This is a genomic window from Arthrobacter zhaoxinii (genome assembly GCF_024385505.1).
GTDB classification, from domain to species: Bacteria; Actinomycetota; Actinomycetes; order Actinomycetales; family Micrococcaceae; genus Arthrobacter_B; species Arthrobacter_B zhaoxinii.
The window spans coordinates 1-5,357 of record NZ_JANFLT010000009.1 but is presented as its reverse complement, the minus strand read 5'-3'; the positions used below and the strand labels follow the sequence as shown (position 1 = coordinate 5,357).

Sequence of the window (5,357 nt, the reverse complement as noted above, 5' to 3'; positions counted from 1 at the left end):
CGGTCGACCAATTTTCCTTGGTCCCCGGTCTGTGTCTGTAACACATTTACGGAGAGTTTGATCCTGGCTCAGGATGAACGCTGGCGGCGTGCTTAACACATGCAAGTCGAACGATGACTTCTGTGCTTGCACAGAATGATTAGTGGCGAACGGGTGAGTAACACGTGAGTAACCTGCCCCTGACTTCGGGATAAGCCTGGGAAACCGGGTCTAATACCGGATACAACGGACCGCCGCATGGCGGTCCGTGGAAAGCTTTATGCGGTTTTGGATGGACTCGCGGCCTATCAGCTTGTTGGTTGGGGTAATGGCCCACCAAGGCGACGACGGGTAGCCGGCCTGAGAGGGTGACCGGCCACACTGGGACTGAGACACGGCCCAGACTCCTACGGGAGGCAGCAGTGGGGAATATTGCACAATGGGCGGAAGCCTGATGCAGCGACGCCGCGTGAGGGACGAATGCCTTCGGGTTGTAAACCTCTTTCAGCAGGGAAGAAGCGAAAGTGACGGTACCTGCAGAAGAAGCGCCGGCTAACTACGTGCCAGCAGCCGCGGTAATACGTAGGGCGCAAGCGTTATCCGGAATTATTGGGCGTAAAGAGCTCGTAGGCGGTTTGTCGCGTCTGCTGTGAAAGCCCGGGGCTCAACCCCGGGTCTGCAGTGGGTACGGGCAGACTAGAGTGATGTAGGGGAGACTGGAATTCCTGGTGTAGCGGTGAAATGCGCAGATATCAGGAGGAACACCGATGGCGAAGGCAGGTCTCTGGGCATTAACTGACGCTGAGGAGCGAAAGCATGGGGAGCGAACAGGATTAGATACCCTGGTAGTCCATGCCGTAAACGTTGGGCACTAGGTGTGGGGGACATTCCACGTTTTCCGCGCCGTAGCTAACGCATTAAGTGCCCCGCCTGGGGAGTACGGCCGCAAGGCTAAAACTCAAAGGAATTGACGGGGGCCCGCACAAGCGGCGGAGCATGCGGATTAATTCGATGCAACGCGAAGAACCTTACCAAGGCTTGACATGAACCGGAAAGGCCTGGAAACAGGTCCCCCACTTGTGGCCGGTTTACAGGTGGTGCATGGTTGTCGTCAGCTCGTGTCGTGAGATGTTGGGTTAAGTCCCGCAACGAGCGCAACCCTCGTTCTATGTTGCCAGCGCGTTATGGCGGGGACTCATAGGAGACTGCCGGGGTCAACTCGGAGGAAGGTGGGGACGACGTCAAATCATCATGCCCCTTATGTCTTGGGCTTCACGCATGCTACAATGGCCGGTACAAAGGGTTGCGATACTGTGAGGTGGAGCTAATCCCAAAAAGCCGGTCTCAGTTCGGATTGAGGTCTGCAACTCGACCTCATGAAGTTGGAGTCGCTAGTAATCGCAGATCAGCAACGCTGCGGTGAATACGTTCCCGGGCCTTGTACACACCGCCCGTCAAGTCACGAAAGTTGGTAACACCCGAAGCCGGTGGCCTAACCCCTTGCGGGAGGGAGCCGTCGAAGGTGGGACCGGCGATTGGGACTAAGTCGTAACAAGGTAGCCGTACCGGAAGGTGCGGCTGGATCACCTCCTTTCTAAGGAGCACCTCGAAGACCATGTCCTTCCACAGTGTTGGATGTGTGCTTCGCAGGAGATGCCCATATCGGAGACATATGTTCTCCGGTGGGTGCTCAAGGGTGGAATATCAATGGATAGGCGCCGGCTTGCCGGCTGCACGGGTCAGTACGTTCCCTCCTTCGGGAGGGTTCCTGGAACACCTGCTGCAGCACGGAGCAAGGCCGGTTCGTCGTTTGGCACACTGTTGGGTCCTGAAGCAACAGGCACCCGTGGCCGTTTCCCTGTCAAAGGGGGGAGGGTCTGCGGGTTGGTCTGGTTTGTTTCTGTTTGTTCCTGCGCAGGCCGGAACCGCACACGTAACACCTTCCCTTGCGGGAGGGTATGGGTGCGGGGAAGGGTGTGACGGGGTTGTTGTTTGAGAACTACATAGTGGACGCGAGCATCTTAAAATATTAAGTGCAATTTCAGAAAAACCTGGTGGATCCGGGTGCCCCCTCAAGGGGTGCCTGGGGAGACCGTGGTTTTCTCGATAGCGATAATAAATTGATCTTTGTGGTCAAGTTTTTAAGGGCACACGGTGGATGCCTTGGCATCAGGAGCCGAAGAAGGACGTAGGAATCTGCGATAAGCCTGGGGGAGTTGATAACCGAACTTTGATCCCAGGATGTCCGAATGGGGAAACCCCGCCCGGCGCGCGAGTGACCGGGTGACCCGCATCTGAACACATAGGGTGCGTGGAGGGAACGTGGGGAAGTGAAACATCTCAGTACCCACAGGAAGAGAAAACAACAGTGATTCCGTTAGTAGTGGCGAGCGAACGCGGAAGAGGCTAAACCAGTGGTGTGTGATAGCCGGCGGGCGTTGCATCACTGGGGTTGCGGGACTTTCCGTACCGATTCTGCCGGATCGGTGAAGTGAGTGCAGGTGCATAGGTGAACCGGTTTGAAAGCCGGGCCGTAGAGGGTGTTAGCCCCGTAACCGGAATGTATGCTGCCGCTTGGAGAGGATCCCAAGTAGCACGGGGCCCGAGAAATCCCGTGCGAATCTGCCAGGACCACCTGGTAAGCCTAAATACTCCCTGATGACCGATAGCGGACAAGTACCGTGAGGGAAAGGTGAAAAGTACCCCGGGAGGGGAGTGAAATAGTACCTGAAACCGTGTGCCTACAAACCGTTGGAGCAGCCTTGTAGCTGTGACAGCGTGCCTTTTGAAGAATGAGCCTGCGAGTTAGTGTTACGTCGCGAGGTTAACCCGTGAGGGGAAGCCGTAGCGAAAGCGAGTCTGAATAGGGCGATGCAGTGGCGTGATCTAGACCCGAAGCGGAGTGATCTACCCATGGCCAGGTTGAAGCGACGGTAAGACGTCGTGGAGGACCGAACCCACTTCAGTTGAAAATGGAGGGGATGAGCTGTGGGTAGGGGTGAAAGGCCAATCAAACTCCGTGATAGCTGGTTCTCCCCGAAATGCATTTAGGTGCAGCGTTGCGTGTTTCTTACCGGAGGTAGAGCTACTGGATGGCTAATGGGCCCTACAAGGTTACTGACGTCAGCCAAACTCCGAATGCCGGTAAGTGAGAGCGCAGCAGTGAGACTGTGGGGGATAAGCTTCATAGTCGAGAGGGAAACAGCCCAGACCACCAACTAAGGCCCCTAAGCGTGTGCTAAGTGGGAAAGGATGTGGAGTTGCCCAGACAACCAGGAGGTTGGCTTAGAAGCAGCCACCCTTGAAAGAGTGCGTAATAGCTCACTGGTCAAGTGATTCCGCGCCGACAATGTAGCGGGGCTCAAGTACACCGCCGAAGTTGTGGATTTCAGATATAGATAAGCCTTCGTGGTTCAGTCGTCTGGAGTGGTAGGGGAGCGTCGTGTGGGCAGTGAAGCTGCGGTGTAAACCAGTGGTGGAGCCTACACGAGTGAGAATGCAGGCATGAGTAGCGAAAGACGGGTGAGAAACCCGTCCGCCGAATGATCAAGGGTTCCAGGGTCAAGCTAATCTGCCCTGGGTAAGTCGGGACCTAAGGCGAGGCCGACAGGCGTAGTCGATGGACAACGGGTTGATATTCCCGTACCGGCGAAGAACCGCCCATACCAAGCAGGGGACACTAACCGTCCGGAGCCTGCCCGATCACCCTTGTGGTGTGAGGGTTTTGGCCGAGCACGGGACCTGATCCTGGGAGGTAAGCGTATTAACAGGTGTGACGCAGGAAGGTAGCCGGGCCAGGCGATGGTAGACCTGGTCTAAGGACGTAGGGTCCGTGATAGGTAAATCCGTCACGGTGTCTTGGATGACGAACCTGAGATCCGACGGGACCCCCTCACGGGGGGATCCGGTGATCCTATGCTGCCTAGAAAAGCATCGGCGCGAGGTTCCAGCCGCCCGTACCCCAAACCGACACAGGTGATCAGGTAGAGAATACTAAGGCGATCGAGAGAATTATGGTTAAGGAACTCGGCAAAATGCCCCCGTAACTTCGGGAGAAGGGGGGCCCCAACCTTGATGGACACTTGCTGTCCGGAGGGGATCGGGGCCGCAGAGACCAGGGGGAAGCGACTGTTTACTAAAAACACAGGTCCGTGCGAAGTCGCAAGACGATGTATACGGACTGACTCCTGCCCGGTGCTGGAAGGTTAAGAGGACCGGTTAGCCCTTACGGGCGAAGCTGGGAATTTAAGCCCCAGTAAACGGCGGTGGTAACTATAACCATCCTAAGGTAGCGAAATTCCTTGTCGGGTAAGTTCCGACCTGCACGAATGGAGTAACGACTTCCCCGCTGTCTCAACCATAAACTCGGCGAAATTGCAGTACGAGTAAAGATGCTCGTTACGCGCAGCAGGACGGAAAGACCCCGAGACCTTTACTATAGTTTGGTATTGGTGTTCGGTGTGGCTTGTGTAGGATAGGTGGGAGACTGTGAGACCCGGACGCCAGTTCGGGTGGAGTCATCGTTGAAATACCACTCTGGTCATACTGGATATCTAACTTCGGCCCGTAATCCGGGTCAGGGACAGTGCCTGATGGGTAGTTTAACTGGGGCGGTTGCCTCCTAAAGAGTAACGGAGGCGCCCAAAGGTTCCCTCAGCCTGGTTGGCAATCAGGTGTCGAGTGTAAGTGCACAAGGGAGCTTGACTGTGAGAGAGACATCTCGAGCAGGGACGAAAGTCGGGACTAGTGATCCGGCGGTACATTGTGGAATGGCCGTCGCTCAACGGATAAAAGGTACCTCGGGGATAACAGGCTGATCTTGCCCAAGAGTCCATATCGACGGCATGGTTTGGCACCTCGATGTCGGCTCGTCGCATCCTGGGGCTGGAGTAGGTCCCAAGGGTTGGGCTGTTCGCCCATTAAAGCGGTACGCGAGCTGGGTTTAGAACGTCGTGAGACAGTTCGGTCCCTATCCGCTGCGCGCGCAGGAAATTTGAGAAGGGCTGTCCTTAGTACGAGAGGACCGGGACGGACGAACCTCTGGTGTGTCAGTTGTACTGCCAAGTGCACCGCTGATTAGCTACGTTCGGATGGGATAACCGCTGAAAGCATCTAAGCGGGAAGCCCGCTTCGAGATGAGATTTCCATACACCTTGTGTGTGAGAGGCCCCCAGCCAGACCACTGGGTTGATAGGCCGGATGTGGAAGCGGGGACTAAAGACCCGTGAAGCTGACCGGTACTAATAGGCCGATAACTTACACCACACCAGCACCTGGACGGACACGACTTCAAACGGTCCGTCAAAGTATAAAGGGTGTTGTAGATCATGCTGCTTGCGTCCACTATGTGGTTCCCGGACAACAACCGTTGGTTGCTG

The 5,357-nt window shown here is 56.0% G+C and carries 2 rRNA genes; both read left to right on the top strand.

Annotation, left to right across the window (positions count from 1 at the left end):
- Positions 1–45: 45 nt before the first annotated feature.
- Positions 46–1,573 (top strand): 16S ribosomal RNA (locus NNX37_RS16330).
- Between the two features lie 537 nt (positions 1,574–2,110).
- A 23S ribosomal RNA gene (locus NNX37_RS16325) occupies positions 2,111–5,244 on the top strand.
- Together the 16S and 23S rRNA genes form the textbook arrangement of a ribosomal RNA operon.
- Positions 5,245–5,357 lie beyond the last annotated feature (113 nt).